Source organism: Amycolatopsis sp. NPDC043889 (assembly GCF_056435645.1).
In genome coordinates this window covers 20801-41785 of record NZ_JBWKEC010000030.1, presented here as the reverse complement: position 1 = coordinate 41785, position 20985 = coordinate 20801, and the positions used below count along the sequence as shown (strand labels likewise).

17 protein-coding genes are annotated in these 20985 nt (G+C 67.7%); 8 read left to right on the top strand and 9 right to left on the bottom strand.

Annotated features, from left to right (window positions below):
- Positions 1-846: 846 nt before the first annotated feature.
- From AC0685_RS35180 to AC0685_RS35170, 3 genes are all read right to left on the bottom strand, one after another.
- Complete coding sequence (locus tag AC0685_RS35180; protein WP_478229437.1) at positions 847-3180, bottom strand: chitobiase/beta-hexosaminidase C-terminal domain-containing protein; 2334 nt, start codon at positions 3178-3180, stop codon at positions 847-849.
- A gap of 124 nt (positions 3181-3304) precedes the next feature.
- Positions 3305-5668 carry an ATP-binding protein gene (locus AC0685_RS35175; RefSeq protein WP_478229436.1) on the bottom strand — a complete coding sequence of 788 codons (2364 nt, stop codon included), beginning with the start codon at positions 5666-5668 and terminating at the stop codon, positions 3305-3307.
- Positions 5669-5745: 77 nt separating this feature from the next.
- Entirely contained in the window at positions 5746-6132 is a 387-nt protein-coding gene (locus AC0685_RS35170) for a hypothetical protein (RefSeq protein ID WP_478229435.1), read from the bottom strand.
- A gap of 248 nt (positions 6133-6380) precedes the next feature.
- On the opposite strand from AC0685_RS35170, the gene AC0685_RS35165 reads away from it, so the two are divergent.
- From AC0685_RS35165 to AC0685_RS35150, 4 genes are all read left to right on the top strand, one after another.
- The gene (locus tag AC0685_RS35165; protein WP_478229434.1) at positions 6381-7355 is read left to right on the top strand and encodes a hypothetical protein; all 975 of its coding nucleotides are present in this window, start codon (positions 6381-6383) and stop codon (positions 7353-7355) included.
- Between the two features lie 79 nt (positions 7356-7434).
- Positions 7435-8262, top strand: coding sequence for a peptidoglycan-binding protein (locus AC0685_RS35160; protein ID WP_478229433.1), 828 nt, complete (start codon positions 7435-7437; stop codon positions 8260-8262).
- A gap of 121 nt (positions 8263-8383) precedes the next feature.
- Entirely contained in the window at positions 8384-9007 is a 624-nt protein-coding gene (locus AC0685_RS35155; protein ID WP_478229432.1) for a cyclodeaminase/cyclohydrolase family protein, read from the top strand.
- Positions 9004-9837, top strand: coding sequence for a bifunctional 5,10-methylenetetrahydrofolate dehydrogenase/5,10-methenyltetrahydrofolate cyclohydrolase (locus AC0685_RS35150; protein ID WP_478229431.1), 834 nt, complete (start codon positions 9004-9006; stop codon positions 9835-9837). The genes AC0685_RS35155 and AC0685_RS35150 overlap by 4 nt, the downstream gene beginning before the upstream one ends.
- 114 nt (positions 9838-9951) lie before the next feature.
- Here the strand turns inward: AC0685_RS35150 and AC0685_RS35145 are convergent, their stop codons facing one another.
- The gene (locus tag AC0685_RS35145) at positions 9952-10524 is read right to left on the bottom strand and encodes a TetR/AcrR family transcriptional regulator (RefSeq protein ID WP_478229430.1); all 573 of its coding nucleotides are present in this window, start codon (positions 10522-10524) and stop codon (positions 9952-9954) included.
- A gap of 50 nt (positions 10525-10574) precedes the next feature.
- Here AC0685_RS35145 and AC0685_RS35140 point away from each other — a divergent pair, with 50 nt between their 5' ends.
- The gene (locus tag AC0685_RS35140; protein ID WP_478229429.1) at positions 10575-11378 is read left to right on the top strand and encodes a class I SAM-dependent methyltransferase; all 804 of its coding nucleotides are present in this window, start codon (positions 10575-10577) and stop codon (positions 11376-11378) included.
- Between the two features lie 163 nt (positions 11379-11541).
- Here the strand turns inward: AC0685_RS35140 and AC0685_RS35135 are convergent, their stop codons facing one another.
- Entirely contained in the window at positions 11542-12993 is a 1452-nt protein-coding gene (locus AC0685_RS35135; RefSeq protein WP_478229428.1) for a cellulose binding domain-containing protein, read from the bottom strand.
- Entirely contained in the window at positions 12990-15311 is a 2322-nt protein-coding gene (locus tag AC0685_RS35130) for a cellulose binding domain-containing protein (protein ID WP_478229427.1), read from the bottom strand. Before AC0685_RS35130 ends, AC0685_RS35135 begins: the two co-directional genes overlap by 4 nt.
- A 227-nt stretch (positions 15312-15538) precedes the next feature.
- Between AC0685_RS35130 and AC0685_RS35125 the strand changes: the two genes are divergently transcribed.
- A complete protein-coding gene (locus AC0685_RS35125; protein ID WP_478229426.1) occupies positions 15539-15751 on the top strand; it encodes an ArsR/SmtB family transcription factor in 213 nt (70 codons plus the stop codon).
- A 5-nt stretch (positions 15752-15756) separates the two neighbouring features.
- Here the strand turns inward: AC0685_RS35125 and AC0685_RS35120 are convergent, their stop codons facing one another.
- Entirely contained in the window at positions 15757-16122 is a 366-nt protein-coding gene (locus AC0685_RS35120) for an RNA-binding S4 domain-containing protein (RefSeq protein ID WP_340681739.1), read from the bottom strand.
- A gap of 95 nt (positions 16123-16217) precedes the next feature.
- On the opposite strand from AC0685_RS35120, the gene AC0685_RS35115 reads away from it, so the two are divergent.
- On the top strand, positions 16218-17837 hold the full coding sequence (locus AC0685_RS35115) for a GMC oxidoreductase (RefSeq protein ID WP_478229425.1): 1620 nt from the start codon (positions 16218-16220) through the stop codon (positions 17835-17837).
- 58 nt (positions 17838-17895) lie between these two features.
- On the opposite strand, the gene AC0685_RS35110 is transcribed toward AC0685_RS35115, so the two are convergent.
- Both AC0685_RS35110 and AC0685_RS35105 read right to left on the bottom strand, forming a co-directional pair.
- The gene (locus AC0685_RS35110; protein WP_340681737.1) at positions 17896-18375 is read right to left on the bottom strand and encodes a carboxymuconolactone decarboxylase family protein; all 480 of its coding nucleotides are present in this window, start codon (positions 18373-18375) and stop codon (positions 17896-17898) included.
- A complete protein-coding gene (locus tag AC0685_RS35105; RefSeq protein ID WP_478229424.1) occupies positions 18372-19451 on the bottom strand; it encodes an NAD(P)H-dependent amine dehydrogenase family protein in 1080 nt (359 codons plus the stop codon). Before AC0685_RS35105 ends, AC0685_RS35110 begins: the two co-directional genes overlap by 4 nt.
- A gap of 368 nt (positions 19452-19819) precedes the next feature.
- On the opposite strand from AC0685_RS35105, the gene AC0685_RS35100 reads away from it, so the two are divergent.
- Complete coding sequence (locus AC0685_RS35100) at positions 19820-20965, top strand: Cmx/CmrA family chloramphenicol efflux MFS transporter (protein ID WP_478229423.1); 1146 nt, start codon at positions 19820-19822, stop codon at positions 20963-20965.
- Positions 20966-20985: the final 20 nt, after the last annotated feature.

Genomic DNA, 20985 nt, shown 5'->3' with positions numbered 1-20985 from the left:
CTTGTCCAGCGCGGCGCCGAACACCAGTCCGCTCGGCGGCGGCTTGGGCATCCTTGCTGATCACGGATTTGAGCCTGATCGAGGACGTCTTCCGCCGCGTGGTATAGAGCGTTATACAGAAACCGTTTCAGGGAATAGACTTTGACCGTCCGCAAGGGACTTAATCGAGACCCGCCTGCCCGATTCGAGTACTTTGCACGGCTTCGCGACGGGGGCGGCGAGCGGCAAAGAGCGTTCCAACCCAAGGCCACGTAGCTTAAGTTGATCTTGGATGGGGGTCTTGATCGTAAGCGGTGAGGATTGCCGCAGGTCACGCGTTCGGCTGCCCTGGCCGACAGGAGCCGACTGTGCCCCTGAATGTCCACCAAGGACACTTTTCGCCGACTCAATGTCTGAGTGATGCCGGGAGGGGCGATTTCACGAGGGGGTCGTGAGTGGCGTTTCGGGTTAGAACCCGAAACGCCACTCACGACCAACCCGACCCACGACCAGGCGCCCCCTTCGTCGCATCAGACGCAGTGAAGGGAGCCTTCACCCCACCTGTCAACCTCGTCCAAGATCAACTTAAGCTACGTGACATTGGGTTCTAACCCTCATTACCACTTCACGACCCGTTGCAGAACTGTACATATCGGCACAAATCAGGCATTCAGTGACCGAAGAGTGTCCCAGCGGACACAAGACACGGCCGCCCTGCCGGCGTCCAGAATCACGCCGCGAGGACTTCTTTGACAAGTCCACTCCCCTGGCAGAGGAAGCCTCCTTCCCGACTACATGAAGGACCCCTTCATTGCGCCTAGCGCCGTGAAGGGGTCCTTCATGTACTTCGCGAGACGTGGCCCGGCCTTACGGGTAGCTCACCAGGTTGCTCGGCCGTGTGTCCGGTGGCGTCACCGCCCCGGCGTCGTTGATCACGTGCGTGATGGTCCCCTTGTAGTTCAACGAAACCGTCACCATGTTGTGGAACCGGACGCCGGAGCGGTTCGGCACCTCGAACGCGTGATACAGGTTCACCGAAGGGTTGTCGTTGAAGAAGCAGTAGCTGCCCAGTCCCCACGCCTCGTGGGAGGTCACATTGTCCCCCACCTTGTACGCGGCGTACCCGTTCAGCCCGTTGGGACTCTTCCAGCCTGCCTGATCCGGGACGTCGTACGGGATCTCGTTCTGGAAGAAGATCGTCCTGCCGTTCTGGCCGTTCCAGATCACCTGGTACTTCTGGTAATGCTCGACGAACAGGCCGGTGGCCAGCACGTTGTCGCCGTTGACGACCACGCCGGTGTCACCGGTGTTGATCGTCCAGCCGTAGGTGCCGGCGTTCCCGTGGTCGGCCCGCCACGCCCAGATGTGGTCGATGATCGTGTCACGGCTGTTGACGATAAGGCTGTTCGTCGCCTTCCCCGCGATCTGGCCGCCGATCCGGAAGAACACGTCCTGCAAGGTCGTCGGGTTCGCGGAGTGATTCGCCGTCGAGCCCGCCTGCCCGACCGTGAGCAGCGACTGCGAGTTGGTCGTCCCGGCGTCGAACAGGAGGCCCTTGATCCGGACGCCGTCCACGTCGGCGACCTTCATGGCATCGACACCGTTGTCCGGCACCAGAGTCGGGTAACCGATGCCGAGGACGACGGTGTTCGCCTTCGTCACGTTGAGCGTCTGGTTCAGGTGATAGACGCCCGGAGTGAAGAACAGGTTGCAGCCCTGCGAGAGCGCGGTGTTGATCGACGCCGCCGTGTCCCCTGCCTTCACCACGTAGAACTGGCTCATCGGCAGCGAGCCGCCCTGAGTGCCGCCGTTGGCCCAGCTCGGCCCGGAAGCGTTGGTGCGCAGCGAAGGCAGGAACACGCGGTACTTGCCGGAGCCGTCGAGGTACAGGTACGGGACGTCGCGGGACACCGGCGTGGTGCCGAGCGTCGTCTCCGGCGGGTTGGGGAAAGTGTTCGCGGGAGCGCCGCTCGTCCCGGAAAAGACCATGTTCCAGACCCCGCCGTCCCAGCTGCCGTAGCTGCTGTCCCGGGTGTACCACTGCTGCTGCGAGATCGACGCGGCCTGCCCGGACACCTTGCTGTCGGCCGTGTAACCACCGCTGGCGAACCCGTAGCTGGCCGGGTACAGCTGCAGCCCGCCGCGGATGTCCATCCGGCGGAACGGCGCGGCCTGCGCGACGGCCCAGCGGGTCGATCCGCTGCTCGGTACGACGGCCAGGTTCTCCGCCGAGCGCCAGAAGTTCTGCAGCGCCACGCCCTTGTCCGACTCGTTGAACGCGTCGACGGTCACGTCGCCGTTGATCACGACGTCGCCCGGGTTCTGCCCGAGGCCCGCGACCGAGGTGTAGTAGCCGACGTTGTCGTGGATGCCGTTGTACACGCCGGGCTTGAACAGGTGCGCGTACCGGCGCTCGGTGAACTGCGCGGTCAGGGTGTCCTTCTGCGCGTTGAAGTCCGCGTCGAGCCGGGACTGGATCGACGCCGCGGACATCCCCGGGTCGAAGATCCGCACGTTCGGGCCGAAGTCCGGGACCTCAGCCTGAGCCGGGCAGGTCGCCTGCGTGGATCCGATCGTGTAGCTCGCCGACGTCACCGGGGAATTCGCCGAACCGGACTTGAGTGCGATCGCGGAGATCGTCGAGGACGCGGAGACCGTGACCGGCCCGGTGTACAGAGTGGACGATGCCGTCGGCGCGGAACCGTCCACTGTGTACCGGATGGTCGCACCCGCGGTCGCGCTCGACAGGGTCACCGAGCGGGCGCTCGGGTAACTGCCGCCCGGCGGATCGAACGTCGGTGACGCGACGGTCGTGCCGCTGCCGCCGTGGGTGTACGTGAAGTGCGGGGTGTCGTACTGCGGCCCGTTCTTCTCGTAGGTGAACCAGTAGTCGAGCACCGTGCCCGCCGACAGCGAGCCGACGGTGTGCCGCCACGTGCCCCCGTTGTCGGTCATGCGGACGTTCTGCTGCCCCACTCCCGGAACGCCGGTGTAGTGGATGTCGACGTAGCGCGCGGGGGTCGCCGGCGTGAAGGAGAACTGCGCCTGGGTCGCGTTCAAGGACGCGGCGCTCTGGCTGTAGTCGGCGGCCGCGGCGGTGGCACCGCCGAGCCCGGCAGAGATCAGGAGCGCGGAAAGGCCGAGGGCGAGCGCGCCCCGGACCCCTTTCCGCCGTTTGGGCTGCACGAAGATCCGGTTCACGTCGTGACACCTCCGGCGTTGGAAATCCACGGGCGAAGCAATTCGTTGCGCGCCACAACAAAGTAGCGGTCCGCGCGATATGCCCAGATCAAGCTTCGGTAACAGTGGTGGTCCAAACCACCGACTACTCCGGACGGCCCCCTCGGACGCTGCCATTCCGCTCGCTTCGCACCGCCGTCTGGGTCACCCAGGCCGCGATCTGCGCACGGGAATCGAAGCTCAGTTTCCGCAGGATGCGCTGGACGTGGCCCTCGGCGGTGCGGCGGGAGATCACCAGCCGATCGGCGATCTCCTGGTTGGACAGGCCGTCGGTGATCAAGACCGCGACCTCGTGCTCTCGGTCGGTGAGTACCGTCTCGACCGCGGCGACGGGAGCGCTCTCCGCCACCTCGGCCTCGTCGAGCGCGAAGGCGACGGCCTCTTCCAAGGTGAACTCGCTCCCGTACCGAGACAGGACCGCGTACCGGCTGTCACCGAGCGCCTCACGGGTCGCCGCCTCACAGTCACCGTGCGGGGCGCCGAAGTACTTCGAGCCGAACATCGGGTAGCCGACCGATTGCCAGATCCGCCCCGCACAGCCGAGCAGGGTCGCCGCGCGCACCCAGTGCCGCAGCGACGACTCGATCCACGCGAGCACCTCGATCGACAGCACCATGCCGAGCAGGTCGTTGAAGGTGCGCTTGATCGTCAGGCAGTTGCGCGCGTAACCGGTCGCCAGCTCGAATTCGCCCCGGTTCAGCGCCACGAGCGCCAGTACGTAGATCGCGTAGGCGTAGGCCCATTCCTCGCCATGCGCGGCACCGATCGCGCGCGCCTCTTCGCACAGCGCCGCGGCCTCCTCCAATTCGCCGAGGAAGATCGATGCGATCGCCATCTCGATTCCGGCCAGCATCACGTTGCCGTTCATCTCGCCCAGCCGCCGATAGCGGATTCGGGCGTCCTCGAACAGGTCCTTCGCGTAGCCGACGTCGTCGCCGACCAGCGCGTTGCAACCCAGGCGGTGGGTCGCGTAGGCGAGCGCCGCCTCGTCCCCGACCCTGCCCGCTTCCGTGCGGCACTCCCCCAACAAGGTCACCGCATGCGAGACGTCACCCTGCAGGGTTGAGACGTATCCGTTGACCCACAATGCTTTCAAGCGGTCTTCGCCGCCGTCTGGGACGGCTTCGAGCGCGTGGTCGAGCCAGTGTCTCCCCTCCCCCAGCACACCGCAACCCGCCCAGTAGAACCACAACGTGCCCGCCAGCTTCAACCCGGTCCTGCCTTCGGACGGCGTGGCGAGGCAATAGTCGAGCGCGGCGCGCAGGTTCGCGTGCTCCAGTTTGGTCCGCGTGAAGATCTCCGCCTGATTCGGCCCGAACCATTCCTGCTCGCTCTGCTCGGCCTGCGCGAGGTAGTAGTCCCGATGACGGCGCAGGATCGAGTCCTCGTCACCCATGTCGCGGAGCTTCGCCCCGCCGAACTGGCGAAGCGGCTCCAGCAGCCGGTACCTCGTCCGGTCACCGTCGCGTTCGAAGAGCAGGACCGACTTGTCCACCAACCCGGCCAGGTGCCCGAGCACCGAACGAGCGGGCAGCCCGTCCCCCGCGCAGACGGATTCGGCCGCGTGCAAGCTGAACCCACCCCCGAAGACCGACGCCCGCGCCCAGAGGACCCGCTCGGCGGCTCCGCACAGGTCGTGGCTCCATTCCACCGCTGCCAGCAGTGTCTGGTGCCTGGGCAGTCCGCCGCGTTCACCCTTGGCGAGTAAGTGGAAGCTGTCCGCCAGCCGGGTCTCCAGCTCTTCGAGCGACAGCGCCCGGACCCGGACCGCGGCCAGCTCGATCGCCAACGGTATCCCCGCGAGCATCCGGCACACGTTCGCGACCAAAGCCTGGTTTTCGTCGGTGACGACGAACGCCGGCTCGACGGCGGCCGCCCGTTCGGCGAACAACGTCATCGCGGGATAGCCACGCCAAGCCTCCGAGCGCAGCGGGACCAGCGGCTCAGGCAGCGGTAACGGCGCGACCTGCCAGAGGTGCTCTCCCGGAATCCCGAGCCGTTCCCTGCTGGTGGCGAGGAAGCGGAGCCCCGGCGACACCCTCAGCAGCCGGTCCGCCGACGCCGCACAGACCTCGATCAGATGTTCGCAGTTGTCCAGGATCACCAGGATCCGGCGCTCCCTCAGGTGATCCGCGAGCACGTCCGCCTGGTCGCGGCCCGTGTCGTCGCGGACGCCCAGCGCCTCCAGTACCGTGTGAGCCATCAAGTCCGGGTCGGACAGATCCGCGAGTTCGACGAGCCAGGCACCGTCGGGGAAGGCCCGGCGCAGTTCGGCGGCGGTACGCAGGGCCAGCCTCGTCTTGCCGACCCCACCGACCCCGGTCAAGGTGACCAGCCTCGCCTTGGACAGAAGTCTCTTGACCTCGGCGATGTCCTTCTTTCGACCCACGAAACTCGTGGTCCCGGCGGGGATGTTGCCCGGCCGGCCTGCTGCGGCCGCAGTGCCCACCCCTGAACCGTACGGACGCCTGCGACCGGCGGTCAACGAGGCCTGGGGCCCGTTCGCTCGGTCAGCCCAATCCGAATTCAGCTGTCTGGCACCACATAGAGCGTCGATGCTTCGCCTCCGTGCATGGCCATCAGGCTGCTCCGGCAGGCGAAGAGCACTTCGCGGTTCGCGACCGTGTCCGGCGGGACACCACAGCCGTCGCAATAGAGTTCGACCGATCCCGGAATGGTCTCGTCGATCTCGACGTCGACCGTGCGGTCGCAGCGCCTGCACCAGCGGTGCCCGGTGACGACCAGTACGTGCAACGGATCGGAGATGCACTGGTGCACCCAGCAGCGGTGCGTGTAACAGGTCGTGCGCGTGTGTGCGCTCAGCCCGTACTCCTCCGCCACGTCCTCGGCGGCGAGGATCGCGGCCAGCCGCCGGTCGGCGATCTCGCCGTACCGATCCAGACGGCCGCCCACCCGGGGTGTCTTACGCGCCTCCTCCGAGGAGACCAGTCGGAGACGGGCTCGCGAAGGCGGTGAAACACGCAGCACCATATGGGTCTCGACCTTTCGGCATCCACTGGAAGTCTTATCAGGTTGCGCTTGTTCCGGCTGGACGACACCCGTACAACTACCTGTCTTCGTACCTGAGTGCGCGTTGACGTTCGGGTAGGCTTTGAAACCACGAAACTCGCGCTGGGGGTTACGTCAGGGGCTGAATGACCATGACAAATCCTGAAGGCACCGCTCGCCGCCACCTCACTCCGGACCGGGTGGGGAACCGCGATGTCGAGGCGCTGGAAACGCAGACGAAGGCGCTCCGTGCCGTCGACTACCAATTCGGGGGCGGGATGTGCCGCGACGCCGTCGTGGTCCGGATCCATCGCGGCCACCGGATGCTCGCGATGTCGATCTCGGAACCGTTGCGGGCCAGGCTTTTCTCCGCGGTCGCGGATCTGCACAACCTCGCCGGGTGGACCTGTTTCGACAGCGGTCACGTCGGCGCCGCGCAGCACCATCTCGATGTCGCGCTGGAGCTCGCCGCCGACGGCGAGAACGCCGAGTTGATCGCGAACATCCATTACCGGCGGGGCCGGATCGATCTGCATTACGGCGTCACGGACGAAGCCCTCGCCCGATTCGAGCTGGGCAGGCTCGCCGCGAAGCGTGCCGGTTCGAAGCTGGCCGCGAGTATCCTGAGCGCGAACCAAGGCTGGGCCTACGCCAAGAAAGGCGACGCGAACCTCGCTGTCGGACTGGTGGATCAAGCAGGTGAGGAATTCGCCGAAAAGGATGAAGCCGAGCCACCCGACTGGGCCAGGTTCTTCACCGAGGTCGACGTTTCCGCGATGGCGGGCTCGGTGCACACCGACCTGGCTTTGCGCAAGGGTGGCCGTCATGTCGGACTGGCCATCGCCGCACTCACCGACGCCGTTCGCGGCTACGGTCCGGATATGGCGCGCAGCCGTTCACTGTGCCTGGCCATGCTGGCCACGGGGCATATTCTCGACGGGGACGGCGACCAGGCGCTGTCCGTCGGCATCCAAGCGATCGAAAGCGCCGAAACGGTCAAATCGGTCCGCACGAGAGACCGGCTGCGCCCACTCGAGCGGGAAGCCGCCCAACACCCCGATGACGCCCATTGCCGGACTTTGTCCGAGGCGGTGACCTTGTTCGTCACCGGCCCGGACCAGACCTGAAGAACGTTCGTTTGTACGGCCCTTGTATTCACGCTGCCCATGCTGTCCGGACAAACCGAATCCGCTCAGGAGGCAGGAATTGTTGACCAAGGTAGCCGTGCTCGCGACAGCGACCGCGCTCTCCCTCGGCGTGGCCGCCGCACCGGCCGGCGCCGAAGTGACCGCGTTGCCCACGGCCAGCATGGAAGCGGTGCTCAAGGCCGCGCAGATCGACCCGCGCCGGGCCGACAGCGCCCTGACCCCCGGGGCCAAGGACAGCGTGCTGCTGGTGGAGCAGGCGCTCGCCGCCAAGGGACTGCTCGCCCAGCAGTACGTCGACGGCCATTTCGGGACGTCGACCATCACCGCGTACTCCAGCTACCAGAAGTCGCTGGGCTACACCGGGATCGACGCCTCCGGCCTGCCGGGCAAGACGTCGCTCGAGAAGCTGGGCGAGGGCCGGTACACCGTCACCGCGGTGGTCTCGGCGGGTAGCCGCCTGACCTACCACGGCAAGACGATGAACACGCGGACCAAGGCGATGCTGGTGAAGGCCGAGGGTCTGCTCGGCAGGCAGCTCACCATCACGCAGGGCTCGTACAACCCCGGCGGCGTCGGCGCTTCGGCCGGGACTCACGACGGTGGTGGTGCGCTCGACATCGGCGTCGAGGGCATGTCCTCGACCACGCGGACCGACGTCGCACGGAAGCTGCGTCAGGTGGGCTTCGCGGCTTGGGTCCGGACCCCGGCCCAGGGTTTCGCCTACCACATCCACGCCATCGCACTGTCCGATCCGGACCTGTCGTCGGGCGCGCAGCACCAGGCCGGTGACTACTACCTCGGCTACAACGGCCTCGCCGGCCGCGGTTCCGACGACGGCCCTGCCGTCACGCCGAAGCTCACGTGGGAGGAGTACCAGCGGTCTTGACCCCGCTGACCGGATGCCACCTTCGCCGATGTCGATCGTCGCGAAGGTGGCCTTCGGGCTGTCCGGGAACCCCCAGGTAGGCTTCGGCGCGACGGCAAAACCAGCGGGAAGGGAACATCGCGTGGAGGCTCAACCGGTCGGTCAGTGGCTCGACGAGCTGGCATCGAAGGCCTCGACGCCCGGTGGTGGCGCGGGTGCCGCGATGAACGCCGCGGTCGGTGCCGCCCTGGTCTCCATGGTGTGCAACCTGACCATCGGCAAGCCGAAGTACGCCGAGCACGAGGCCACCATGACCGAGGCGCTCGCGAAGGCCGAAGACCTCCGGACGCGCGCGCTCGGCCTCGCCGCCGACGATGCCGCCGCGTTCGACGCCGTGGTCGCCGCGTACAAGCTCCCCAAGGCCACCGACGAGGAGAAGCAGGCGCGCACCACCGCGATCCAGGCCGCGCTGGTCGGCGCCGCCGAGGTTCCGCTGCGCACGGCCGCCCTCGCCGCCGAGGTCATCGACGTCGCCGCCTCGATCCTCGAAGGCGCCAACACCAACGTCATCTCCGACATCGCGGTCGCGGCTTCGTCCGCCAAGTCCGCCCTCGAATCGGGCGTGGTCAACGTCGAGGTCAACCTCGCGTCCATGTCGGACGAGCAGCTCCGCAGGGAGGCCGAGGCCCGCCTCGCCGAGTACACCCCCGCCGCCGGGCGCGCCGACGCCCTCATCACCCAGGTTCGCGAAAGGCTCGCCCGATGACCCTGATCGACGGGCGCGCGATCGCCGCCGCCATCACCGCCGAGGTCACCGAGACCGCCGCCAAGCTCCGCGAATCGGGCACCACCCCGACGCTCGCCGTGCTCGTGCCGACCGACGACGACGCCACCGCCTGGTACGTGCGCTCGATCGAGCGTGCCGCGAAGAAGGTCGGCGTCGACTGCCGCGTGGTCCAACTCGAGAAGCCGACCGGCGAGGACGTCACCCGCGAGCTCGACAAGCTCTCCGCGGACCCGTCGGTCCACGGCATCATCTGCCAGACCCCGCTGCCCGAAGGCGTGACGCTCGACGACGTCGGCGCGCACATCGATCCGCGCAAGGACGTCGACGGCGCCAACCCGGTCAGCCTCGGCCGTCTCACCGCGGGCCTCCCGACCTACGCGCCCGCCACCGCCGCCGCGGTGCTGGAGATCCTGAAGCGCGAGCAGGTCGCTCTGTCCGGCGCCCAGGTCGCCGTCGTGGGCCGCTCGACCATCGTCGGCAAGCCCGCCGCGCTGCTGCTGCTCGGCGAGCACGCGACGGTCACCGTCTGTCACTCCCGCACCAAGGACCTCGCGGCGGTCACCAAGACCGCGGACGTCCTGGTCGTCGCCGTCGGCCGCGCGCATTTCATCGGCGCGGACCACGTCAAGCCCGGTGCCGTGGTGATCGACGTCGGCACGAACCCGACTCCCGAAGGCGGGCTCGTCGGCGACGTCGACCAAGCCGCGGTCGAGGAGATCGCGGGGGCGATCACGCCGGTCCCCGGTGGCGTCGGCCCGGTCACGACGTCGCTGCTGCTGCGGCACACCGTCACCGCCGCGCAGTCCTGATCCACCGAAAAGGCGGCGAGTCCACTGAGGACTCGCCGCCTTTTCGCGTCCTGAGGCAAGGTGGCGTGTTGCGAAAGTGGCTTTCGCAACGTCGGCAGCGGCGTCACCGCGCTGTCAAGTCCCGATCACCGTCTCCACCACCTTCCGCACCTGCGCCGTTTCCGGCGCGGGCGCGGTGCGGTCGGCATAGAGCAGGTGTGTGGCGCCGATGAGCGTGGCCGCGAGGGTCTCGACGTCGGCGTCCGCCGCGATCCTGTCCTGCGCCCGTTCCGCGTCGAGGTAGCCACCGATCATGATGGCGGCCTGGGTCAGCACCGGGACCCCGGCGGGCCACTCGCGGCGCAACCGGGCACGCAGCTCGTCGCGGAAGATCACGAGCGGGACGATCGCGACCGCGACCGACTCGAACACCGCGATGAGCGCCGAGGTGAGGTTGTCCACGACCGTTCCGGTACCGACGGCTTCCCGAAGACCCTTCTCGTCCAGCTTCTCGATCCGGTCCATCACGAACTCGGCCAGGAATCCGTCGAAGTCGTCGAAATGCCGGTGAAGGACACCTTTCGCGCAGTCCGCCTCCGTGGTCACCGCGCGGCTCGTGAGCCCGCTCGGCCCCTCCCGCAGCAGGACACGCTCCGCCGCGTCGAACAACTGCGCGCGGACGGCGCGCAGGGCTACCCCGGTCGGCATACGGCTCCCTTGCGTTGACGAGTGGGCAATCGCCCACTTAAGGTGGGCGCATGCCCACTCTACCTTCGGGGCAAGAGCCTCATCGCTATCGACAGGCCGCGGATTCCTTCGGCGCGGACGTCGAGCGCTACGACCGCACCCGGCCCGCCTATCCCCCGGAACTCATCGATCACCTCATCGCCGCCGCGCCCGGCCGCGGTGTCCTCGATGTGGGCGCAGGCACCGGAATCGAAGCGCGCCAGTTCCAGGCGGCGGGTTGTCACGTCCTTGGCGTCGAGCCGGACTCGCGGATGGCGGAGTTCGCCCGCCGGAGCGGCGTCGACGTCGAGGTCGCGAAGTTCGAGGAATGGGACCCCGCCGGACGCCGGTTCGATCTGCTCGTCTCCGGGCAGGCCTGGCACTGGGTCGACCCGGTGGCGGGCGCCGCCAAGGCCGCCGAAGTGCTACGGCCCGGCGGGCTCTTGGCCGCGTTCTGGCACGTACCCGAACCGCCGGAAAAGGTCGCGAACGCCTTGGCGGACGCTTACCGGCGGCTCGTGCCGGATTCCCCGATCGATCTCGACAGCGTGCCGAAACAACCCTCTGACCCGTACGGGCCACTCATCGTGAAGGTCGCCGACGGCCTGCGCGAAGCAGGCGGGTTCGGCGAACCGGAACGAAGCCGCCACGACTGGGCCAGGGTCTACACCCGGGACGAATGGCTGGACCAACTCCCCACGTTCGGCTCGCTCACCTGGGTCGAATCCACAGTGCGCCAAGAGATCCTCGCTGAAGTCGGCGCGGTGATCGACGGGATGGGCGGGCGGTTCACCGTGCGCTACGCCACCGTCGCGATCACCGCGGTCCGGGACTGATGAGAGGAAAGGCAGTTGTCACCCACCTGACCGGCTCGCCGGCGAATGTCACTGTGGCTTTCGCGACGCCCTCCAGCCGACGGGCCGACCGCACGCCACCTTCGCCTTACCCCTCGAAACCCGCCGGGGACGGGAGCCGTGGAGCTCCCGTCCCCGGCGTCTGTCAAGGCGTGACGGGAATGTTGGTCAGCCCGTTCACCGCCCTCGACACGGTGTTGGACGCGTGGACGACGTTGGGCCGATCCGAGCACTTCGACGTCGACGTGATCTTGATGGCGTACTGGCCGACCCCGCCGAGATCGGACTTGTTGTCCCGCCACACGTTCCCGCACCCGTTCGGGAACGACGGGGTGGTGCCGGGATTGTGCGTCTCGTAGCCGTTCGCGAACGTCCCCGGCGAAGCGAAGGTGCCGGTGTTGCCCTCGATCACGTACCCGGACCCCTTGACGTCGACCCAGGAATCGGCCGAATTCTGCCCGGAAACCCCTTGACCGTCGAAGGTGTTGCCCCGGATGACGCCGTCCACGGTGCCCTCTTTGACATCGATGGCCTCCGCGGAGACGTACGGCCCGATGTGGTTGTCGAGCACCTGGATCCGGTCGCTGCGGTCGACCCCGCCCGAGTTCCCGTGGCACGCCCAGTTCGAGTTCGCGGAGCCCAGGTAGACGCCCTCGCCGTAACCCGCCTGCACGAGACCGGTGTGGCTGATCGTCGAATCACGGATGACACTGTCCGCCGAGGAACGGCGGAAGTGCACGGCCTCCTCGTCGATCCGGTGTACTCGCACTCCCTCGATCACGGTGTGGTGCGAGTTGTCCGCGACGACGCCCTTCTTCGACTCCTGCACGGTGAAGCCCTTCAGGTGCCAGTACGGCGCACCGTAGAGCCAGAAGCCGTACCCGGAGTCCCAGCCCGCGGTCGGCGCCGGGCAGGAAGGCGCCTCACCGGACGGGCCGTCGTTGATCAGGATCGCCGTCGACGGTCCGGTCACCGTGATCGGCGCGCCCGCCGTGCCGGGTTTCGTGGCCACGAAGGAACCCCGATAGGTTCCGGCGGCCAGCCGGATGGTCCGGCCGGGGCTCGCGACGGCCAGCGCGGCCCGCAGCTCCGCCGCCGTGCTCACGTCGATCACGTCTCCCGCGGGAACACTGGTGGTCGTCGTCGGCGGTTTGCTCGTGGTCGTGGTGGTGGGCGGGGTCGTGGTGGTGCTCGGCGCCCCTCCCCCGCACGGGCTGCCGTTGATCGTGCAGCCGGTCGGCAGGCCGAGCCCCGAGGTGTTGAAGCCGAACGACGCGGTGCCGCCGGGTTTGATCGTGCCGTTGAAGCCGGCGTTGGTGACCTTGTAGTGCTGGCCGGTCCTGGTGAGCACCGAACTCCACGACGTCGTGATCGCGGTGCCTTCGGGGAGATCGAACTCGATCGTCCACTGCGTACTGTTCGCGTCGCCCGCGTTGGTCAGCGTGTACTTACCGCCGTATCCGCTGTCCCACACCGAGCTCTGGGCGAAGGCCGCGGTCAGGCTGGGCGCGGCGGCCTCGGCGGTGACGACGGCGCCGAACAGGCCCGCCGCCGACGCCGTGGCCGCGATCGCGGCGTGCAGTCGTTTCCTCGTCATTCCGTGCCTCCGCATTTGGTTCCGGCGATCGAGCACGCGACCGGGAGTCCCTGACCGGCGGCGTTGAAGCCGAACGTCGCCGTGCCGCCGGGTTTGACGCTCCCGTTGTGGGCCGCGTTCCCGAACCGGTAGTGCTGTCCGGTCCTCGCCAGCACCGAACTCCACGATCCGGTGATGGTCGTCCCGGCGGGCAGGTCGAACTCGACCGCCCATGAACCGACGGCGGCCGAACAGGTGTTGGTGACGGTGAAGCCGGCACCGTAGCCGCTGTCCCACACCGACTTACGGGTGAACGTCGCGTTCAGGCACGCACTCGGGGTCTGGGTCGTCGTGGTGGTCGGTGTCGTCGTGGTGGGGCTCTGGCTCGCCGGCGAGGACGGCGGGGTCCCGTCGACGGACTTCAGGAAGAGTGACGAAGCGGCGTCGGTCTTGGTGGCGTCGACCCCGTGCCCTCCGGTGTAGTCCCGCTGCTCGTTCTTCGCCCAGTCGGCGATCGGTGTGCCGCCGATATCGAGGTGTTTGTACGCGGTGCCGTCCCAGCCGAAGGAGTGGACGCGGTGCCGGTCGGCGTAGAAGTCGTTATACGGCCCGTTGTCCGCGACCTGCTTGGTCATGGCGTTGTTGAAGAACACGTTGCGGTAGCCGGAAGCGCCCGACCACTTGACCGCCTTCTTGCCCGCGCCCCACCAGATCGGGAACCAGTTCGAGTCGTCGGGACCGCCGCCACCCTCCTCGCCGCAGTTGGCCCGGCAGTTCCCGGAGCGGTGCGCGTACGAGACCTTGACGGTGTTGAGTTCGAACAGGTTGTTGCGTTCCCAGCCGCCGTGCAGGTTGAGGTCGGAGTCGAACGAGTTGCCGATCACCACGTTGCCCGCGGCGGACCATTGGAAGGTGAAATGCCGCAGCAGGGTCGAAGTGTTGCCGGCGTAGAGCGAATCCCAGACGCGGGAGCCGCGGAAGTAGCCGTTGCCGCCCTTGCCCTTGTTCCACGAACCGTTGAGTTCGTTGTCGACGATCTGGAGGTTCTTGGCCTCCTCGGTGACGATCGGATGTGATCCGGTCATCTCCGCGCGGACGCCGCGGACCCAGGAGTTCGCCGCCCATTTGAAGACGATCCCGTGCATCTCCGCGGCGGGCGCCATGTTCCCGTAGTTGTTGTCCGCCTCCGCGGGGTTCAGCCCCGGCATGTCCTGGGTGAAGCCGAGGTTCTCGAATCCGACTCCGAGCACCGGGTCGACCAGCGGCGCCGCCTTCGAGTCGTAGGTGGCGCCGTCGATCGGGGCCGAACCGTCCGAAGTGGAGTTCACCGGGACGTCGTACTCGAGCGGTTTGTCCAGGGTGATCGTGCGGGCGGACGTGTCGAGCGCCGCGATCGTGAAGATCTGCTGGCGCATGTGCATGTTCAGCAACGGGAACGTGGTCGGCGTCGCCTGCTGCTGCTCGTAGAACTTCAGCGAGTTGGCCGCCCTGATGTTGACCAGGTTCCCGGCGGCGAGCGCGGTCAGCGCGCCGCTGCTCGCCAAGTGGACGACCTTGTCCCCCATCCGCGCGGCGAACGCGGTGTCGCCCGGCTTGCCCCGCAGCTTCACCCCGGCCTTCCAATGGACGTTGATGGTGCCCTCGAAGATGTCCTTGCGGTTCGCGGGCGCCGAGGCGTAGTCGCTGGAGTAGGACGTGTGCACTCCCCTGGACTGGACACGGAACAGCCCGCGACCGGGCCACAGCCAGCCGCCCTTGCCCGCGCCCGAGGTCATCCCGTCCTCGTCCCAGTCGGAACCGTCCGGGGTGAGGGTGTCGTAGAGGGTGTTCGCGTCGGGTTTGTAGACGAACTTCGTGGCGTCCTTGCCCGCGCCGCGCAGGATCAGGTAGTCGGCGTCGACGTGGATCTCGTGCGTGACGTCGAATCGGCCCGCCGGGAAGGTGATCGTGCTGAGCTTGGTGTAGCTCCCGGACGGCGAGCACGCGCTCTTGATCCCGTCGATCGCCGCCTGGATACCGTTCGTGTCGTCGGCGCCGTCGTCGGGTTTGACGTTGTACTGGCTCGCCAGCTCGGCCGCGGTGACCTGGCAGGTGGCATTCGGATTCACCTCACCGGAGCCGGGCAGCGCGGCACCGCCGCGATACCCGGCTTTGGACCAGTCGTAGAGCCCCGCGACCGGCGCGCGGCGGTTCGCCGCTCCGAGGTCGAGGCCGGTCAGCGCGCCGGGTCCCGGTGCCGCGTCCGCCACCTGGGGCGGTACCTGCAGGAGTGCGGCGGTGGCGACCACGGCGGCGACCGCCGGGAGGACGGCACGACGAAGAGGACTTTTTCGGGACACCCGAAACCTCCGTGACGGACTGACGGAAGGTGTTGCGGCGTGTACACCCGGACCCCGTCTTTATAGTTCACGTCCCTGTTGCTCGTCAACGGATGTGAATCATGTCCACGTATGTGAACGGACGAAGGTCGAGATATGGATGGAGAACGCCTCCAGGTAGCGACGAACGAACGCCTCCGTTACGTCGTCCGTCACGCCTCCGGCCTGCCCGGCACCGGGGAGTTGCCTTGATCGGGCGGACGCGCGCCCGCGTCCTCGTGGCCATCGCCGACGCGGTGACGACGACCGCGCTCGCCCACCGGCTGTCCATGGCGCCCGGCGCGGTCAGTCAGCACCTGAAGGTCCTGCACGACACCGGCTTGATCACGCGCCATCGGACCGGACGCGAAGTGTTCTACGCGCGCTCGGCGCTCGGTGACACCTTGTGCGCCAACGGGTAGGCAGGTCAGCCCTCACCCGAACGGAACCGGTCGAGCACGCGGCGCTCCCGCTTCGTCGGACGCCCCGCGCCCCGCTCTCGCCGCGCGACCGGGATGGCGGCCTCGGGCGGCGGCGCCGGCGTCCGGTCGATGAAGCAGGTGGCGGCGTCGGCGGCACCGACCCTTTTCTGGATCACGCGCGTCACTTCCAGGATCCGCGTCGTGTCGTGCACCCGCGCACGCACTTCGTCACCCGCCACGACCGTGGTCGCGGGTTTGGCCGGTTTGCCGTTCACGCGGACATGGCCGCCACGGCATGCCGCCGCGGCGTCCGGGCGCGTCTTGGTCAGCCGGACGGCCCACAGCCAGCGATCAACTCGAGTGGACTCCACAGCAGTACATAGTGGCCTATCGGCCATCTTTATTGCCACCCGGCATAGCCGCAGGTATAACTTGTTCTAAATCCCTCAACGGTGAGGAAGATCACGTGAGCGACGAAACCATGCGGAGAAGCGCTTCCGGACAGTTATCCCGCCGCCTCTTTATTGCTGGAACTGGTTCTATCCTGGGAGCGGCTGCCCTCGGCGGGACCGCTTCCGCGAAAAGTTCGATCGCCGACGCCGCCCGAATCCCGGCACTCGTCATCGGTTCCGGATACGGCGGCTGTGTCGCCGCGCTCCGGCTCGCCGAGGCCGGCGTCGACGTCCATCTCGTCGAGCTCGGCATGGCCTGGGACACCCCGGGCACGGATGGCAAGATCTTCGCCAACACCACCAAACCCGACTACCGCTCCTTCTGGCTGAGGACGAGGACAAAGCAGCCGTTGAGCAACTTCCTCGGCTTCCCGCTGGACAAGGACGTCCCGCGTCACACCGGGATCCTCGACGCCGAGGACTTCAGCGGCATCACCGTCTACCAGGGCCGCGGCGTCGGTGGCGGCTCGCTCGTGAACGGCGGCATGGCCGTCACGCCGAAACGGGAGAACTTCGGCGCCGTCCTGCCCACGGTCAACGCCGACGAGATGTACGGCGTTTACTACCCGCGCGCCAACGCGGGTCTCGGCGTCGCCACCATCGACCCGAACTGGTTCGAGACCGCCGAGTGCTACCAGTACGCGCGAGTCGGCCGGAAACACGCGCAGCGGTCCGGTTTCCCGTTCCTGTTCGTCCCGGACGTGTACGACTGGGACTACATGAAGAAGGAACAGGCGGGCACGGTTCCGAGGTCGGCGCTGGCCGGAGAGATCCTCTACGGCAACAACGCCGGAAAGAAGTCGTTGCAGCAGACCTATCTCCCGCGGATCAAGGCGACGGGGCGGGTGACGATCTCGGCGCTGCACCGCGTCACCTCGGTGACGCCCGCGTCCGGCGGCGGGTACACCGTGGTGATGGAGCAGCTCGACACCGGCGGCACCGTGACGGCGACGAAGTCCGTCACCGCGGACAAGGTGTTCTTCGCCGCCGGCAGCGTCGGCACGAGCAAACTGCTGGTCAAGCTCAGGGCCACCGGTGCGCTGCCCAACCTCAGCAACGAGGTCGGAAAAGGCTGGGGCGACAACGGGAACGTCATGTGCGGACGAGCCAACCACATGTGGGACGCCACCGGGGCGTTGCAGTCGTCCATCCCCACCGCGGGTATCGACAACTGGGCGGCGGGTGGCGCGTTCGCCGAGGTCGCACCCCTGCCGACCGGCATCGAGACCTACGCTTCGTTCTACCTGTCGATCACCAAGAACCCCCACCGCGCGTCGTTCTCCTGGAACCCGAGCGCGAACAGGGTCGACCTCGACTGGCAGACCGCGTGGAAGCAGCCGTCGATCGAGATGGCGAAGACGATCTTCGACAAGATCAATTCCAAAGAGGGCACGATCTACCGGACCGACCTCTTCGGCACGTACAAGATCTGGGGCGACCACCTCACGTACCACCCGCTCGGCGGCGCGGTACTCGGCAAGGCGACCGACAATTACGGCAGGCTCCACGGATATCCGGGGCTTTACGTGATCGACGGCGCGCTGATTCCGGGGAACACCTCGGTGAACCCGTTCGTCACCATCACCGCGCTGGCGGAAAGGAACATCGAAAAGATCGTCGCCACCGATCTGTGACGACGATCTACAATAGGCCGGGGGCGGCACCCCCGGCCTATTCTTTGAACAAGCACTGTCATATCTTCGGCAGAACGCAGACGGTGTCGATCCCCAAAACGTGGTTCAGCCGTCCGAAGGCGAGCCAGGAACCGATGCTCATGCTCAACTCGACGATTTCCTTCTGGCTGTAATGCTCGGACATCCGCTTCCAGAATTCGTCGTCGATGCCGTGGTGGTCGAGCGCGTAGCGTTCGGCGTACTCGGCGGCCAGCCGGGTCCGCTCGTCGAACGCGTCGGTGGTCCGCCACTCGGTCACCGCGTCGGCGAACTCCTCCTCGACCTTCACCCCGTCACGCTCGGTCCGCCAGTCCAGGCAGAAGACGCAACCGTTGATCTGCGCGATCCGCAACCGGGCCGCCTCGAACTCGCGGAGCCCCAGTGTGGTGTGCGAGTACACCGCGAGCGAGAGTTGCGACGCCGCGACACCGATCCCGGGCACCATCTCGCCCCACACGTAGCCGATCGGGTCCTTGCCCTCGGGAATGTCGATGTTCATCGCGCGCTCCTTCCGAGCTTGCCGGTCGCCGGTCTCAGGGGGACGTCGAGTGCGTCGTAGAGGCCCGGTTTCGCGTCCACGAGCCAGTCGATGGCGCCGACCAGCCTGCCGACCGCGGTCGCGTTACCGCCGGCGGACCGGTTCTCGCCCTCGTCGGTGGCCTCGACCGAGACTTCGATCCGGGGACGGCCCTCGATGATCACCTTGTGCGCCCCGTCGCCGCTGGGCGGCATCGGCCAGTCCCGCGCGCACGACGAGTGGATCCGCGTGACGTGCTCGATGACGATCCGGGGCTCGCCGTCCACGATTCCCTGCACTTCGAAGCGGACCGCGCCCTGCGTGCCGGCTTCGAACTCGCCCATCGCCCGCGTGGTCACGGTCGTCTCCAGCGGACGGCGGTGGAGCGTCTCCCGGATCTCGTCCAGGTCGACCCCGAGACCACGGGCGATCAGCCGCACCTGCCCACCCCACACCATCGTGGGCACCGACGGGGCGAGCATCGGCGGCTCGTAGTCCATCGGCTGCCCCATCCCGACCAGGTAGCGGACGGAGTCCGGCTGGTCGTAGGTGGAGTAGTCGAAGATCTCCTGGCAGCGGACCACGTCGACGGTGGTGCCGAGCCCGCTGATCAGCAACGGCAGGATGTCGTTGCCCCATCCCGGATCCACTCCGGAGACGAACAGCGACCCGCCGCCCTCCGCGATCGCCGCGAGCACCGGCTCGCGCAGTTCTTCGGGCGCGTTGCGCTGGTCGTACAACGCGTAGAGCGCGGGCGTCACCACCACCGCCCCGGCCCGGATCGCGCGGACGATGTCGGCCAGCGCGTCGGCGGGCCGGATGTCGCCGGACGCCGCGTACACCACCGCTCGCGGACCCGCCGCCAGAATCGCTTCGACGTCATCGGTCGCCGCCACACCCAGTTCGCCGTCGATTCCCGCGAGCGCGGCCGCGTCGCGGCCGACCTTCGCGGGATCGTGCACGAGCACACCGGTGAGTTCCAGCGCCGGATGCGCGTCGACGGCCCGGATGGAGGCGCGGCCGATGTTGCCTGTACCCCAGACAACAGTGGGAATCATGAAGTCGAGATTAACCGAATCCCAGTACCGAAACAATCACGAAAACCGCAGGTCAGAGTGCATTACTCGGGTTCAATCCAGCGGGCAACGAAAGCGTTCCGGTACGCGGAACGGACATCGTTTTCCGCGGTGACAGGCAATCGGGTTGAGGGGCGGCGGCGGGCGTGTGTAGTGTGCGTTCCCGTGACGAGCCCCGAGTCGGACAGAACCCAGCCGCCGGTCATCCGGCGGCGAGTCGTCGTGTCCGGCCGTTAGGCGTCGGCCCTCTCGCTTCCCGGTGACCGGAGCGCTGTTCCGTGCGTCCGGCCGGGTTTCCTCCTGCCCCGCGCACGGCTTCCTCCTGCTCACTTTTCCTTGGGAGTCGTCTGTTGCCCCTGTTCGTCTATGTCCTCGGCCTTGCCGTCTTCGCGCAAGGCACCTCCGAATTCATGGCTTCCGGCCTCGTGCCGGGGATCGCCGGTGAACTGTCCGTCCCGGTGGGCGCGGCCGCCGCGCTGACGTCGGCCTACGCCGTCGGAATGATCGTCGGCGCGCCCGCCATGGCCGTGCTCAGCGCACACTGGCCTCGCCGCCGGGCCTTGGCCGGGTTCCTGGCCGCCTTCGTCGTGGTGCACGTCATCGGCGCCGTGACGACGAGTTTCCCGCTGCTGTTCGGCACCCGGATCGTCGCGGCGATCGTCAACGCCGGATTCCTCGCCGTGGCCATGCCCGTGGCGGTCGCCCTGGCACCTCAGGGAAAGCAGGCGCGGGCGACGGCGGTCCTGTTGGCGGGTATCACGCTGTCGTGTGTCGCCGGAGTGCCGGCGGGCGCCGTACTGGGCGACCTCGCGGGCTGGCGGTCGGCGTTCTGGGCCGTCGCCGCGTTGTGCCTTCCCGCGCTGGTGCTGGTGTTCCGTTCCGCACCGGCCGGCGCGGCGGATCCGCACGAAGTCTCGATCAGGCGCGAAGCCCGTGAACTGAAAGCAACTCCCGTGCGGCAGGCGATGCTCCTCGGCGCGTTGGTGAACGGCGCCACCTTCGCGACCTTCGCCTTCCTCGCGGTCATCGCGACGGATGTCGCCCACCTCCCCGCCAGAGCGGTTTCCGGGCTGCTGGCGGCTTTCGGCGTCGGCGCGTTCCTCGGTGTCACAGTGGCGGGCCGCACGGGAGACGGCGAACTCCGGCGCGGCCTGGTGCTCGGGTTGTGTGCGCTGCCGGTGGGCTGGGCGGTGCTGGCGATGGTCGGGACGCAGCCGATCGCCCTGTTCGTCGTGACGGCCGTCCAAGGTGGACTGTCGTTCGGCTGCGGTTCCGCACTGGTGGCCCGGGTCATGCACGTGACCCCGGGAGCTCCGACGCTGAGTGGCTCGTTCGCGACCGTCGCGCTGAACGCGGGCGCGTTCCTTGGCCCGGTGCTCGCCGGTTTCGTCACGGAGTCGACCGGCGACTACCGCTACGCCATCTGGATCAGCGCGGCGATCACCCTCCTCGCGCTTCCGCTCGTCCTGCGGCCCGCCCGCGTGCGTCATCGATGAACGCGGGGGGTGGGTACCAT